Annotated in this window: 1 protein-coding gene and 1 pseudogene; both read left to right on the top strand. The window is 38.6% G+C overall.

Annotation, left to right across the window (positions count from 1 at the left end; all coding sequences use genetic code 11):
• Nucleotides 1-1,268: pseudogene (locus WBN21_RS03360) on the top strand (urocanate hydratase); the annotation flags it as partial.
• Between the two features lie 17 nt (nucleotides 1,269-1,285).
• Nucleotides 1,286-1,837, top strand: a complete 552-nt coding sequence (locus WBN21_RS03365) for a DUF4136 domain-containing protein (protein WP_424197885.1) — start codon at nucleotides 1,286-1,288, stop codon at nucleotides 1,835-1,837.
• Nucleotides 1,838-1,853: the final 16 nt, after the last annotated feature.

The following is a 1,853-nucleotide window of genomic DNA, read 5'->3' on the forward strand; positions in this document are numbered from 1 at the left end:
CTTCTGGATTGGGTGGCATGAGTGGTGCACAACCCAAAGCTGGCAATATTGCAGGTTGCATTACAGTTTGTGCAGAAGTGAACCCTAAAATTACTCAGGTTCGATTAGATCAAGGTTGGATTGATGATAAAATAACGGATTTAGAAACATTAGTGGCACGTGTTACTAAAGCCAAAGCGGAAAAAGAAACCATTTCAATAGCCTTTTTAGGAAACATTGTTGATGTATGGGAGAAATTTGACGAAGCCAATATTCATATCGATTTAGGGAGCGACCAAACATCGCTTCATAATCCTTGGGCTGGTGGCTATTACCCGGTTGGAATTTCGTTTGAAGCATCCAACAACTTAATGGCAACCAATCCTGATTCATTCAAAGAAAAAGTTCAAGAGTCCCTTCGTAGGCAGGTAAAAGCCATAAATAAACATGCTGAGAAAGGCACTTACTTTTTTGATTACGGAAACGCATTTCTTTTAGAAGCCTCACGAGCTGGCGCTGATGTTATGGCCGATAATCCAACTTTAGGACGTGAATTCAAATTCCCAAGTTACGTTCAAGATATTATGGGACCAATGTGTTTTGATTATGGTTTCGGTCCATTCCGCTGGGTTTGTGCCTCAGGAAAACCAGAAGATTTAGCAAAAACCGACGCCATTGCTTGTTCTGTTTTAGAAGCTATTAAAAAAGATGCTCCTAAAGAAATTCAGCAACAAATGGCTGATAATATTCAATGGATTAAAGGTGCTCAAGAGAATAAATTGGTGGTTGGCTCACAAGCTAGAATTCTATATGCTGATGCCGAAGGACGCATGAAAATAGCCAAAGCTTTCAATGATGCCATAGCAAAAAAAGACATTGATATAGTGATTTTAGGGCGAGATCATCATGATGTTTCAGGAACCGATTCGCCTTATAGAGAAACTTCAAATATTTATGATGGTTCTCGCTTTACAGCAGATATGGCTATTCACAACGTTATTGGCGATAGTTTTAGAGGCGCCACTTGGGTAAGCATTCACAATGGTGGTGGTGTTGGATGGGGCGAAGTTATTAATGGCGGATTTGGTATGGTTCTTGATGGTACTAAAGAAGCAGAACATCGATTAAAATCCATGCTATTCTGGGATGTTAATAACGGTATTTCAAGACGCAGTTGGGCAAGAAACGAAGAAGCTATTTTTGCTATAAAACGTGCTATGGAAGCGGAGCCAAATTTAAAAGTAACATTACCAAATATGGTTGATGATAGTCTGTTAAATTCATTATAACCATTAAAAATTGTACTATGAAAAAATTCCTAAAAACCCTACCGTTATTAGCATTGCTAATTGTGGTTTCATCTTGTAGCTCAGTAAGAGTGGCTGCAGATTATGACAAAGAAGCAAAATTTAGTGATTACAAAACCTTTGCTTTTTTTAAAACCGGTATTGACAAAGCAGAAATTAGCGATTTAGACAAACGCCGAATTCTTAGAGCTATTGAAGCAGAACTTTTAGCTAAAGGTTTTACGAAATCTGAAAATCCAGATTTATTAGTTAGTTTATTTACAAAATCTCAACAACGTGTTGATGTTTACAACAATTCCTGGGGCATGGGCGGCTGGGGTTGGGGCGGCTTTGGTCCTGGTTGGGGCTGGGGTTGGAATCAACAACCTAGCGTTTCAACAAGCACACAAGGTCATTTATATATAGACTTAATTGACGCCGATAAAAAAGAATTAGTTTGGCAAGGCATGGGAACTGGCTACTTAAGCAGAAATATGGAAAAGAAAGAAGCTCGTATTCAAGAGTTTGTTACTAAAATCATGGAGAAATACCCTCCAGGGGCTGAAAAATAAACAAAAAATAAGCGAC

The organism is Algibacter sp. (assembly GCF_049667265.1).
Classification (GTDB): Bacteria; Bacteroidota; Bacteroidia; order Flavobacteriales; family Flavobacteriaceae; genus Algibacter_B.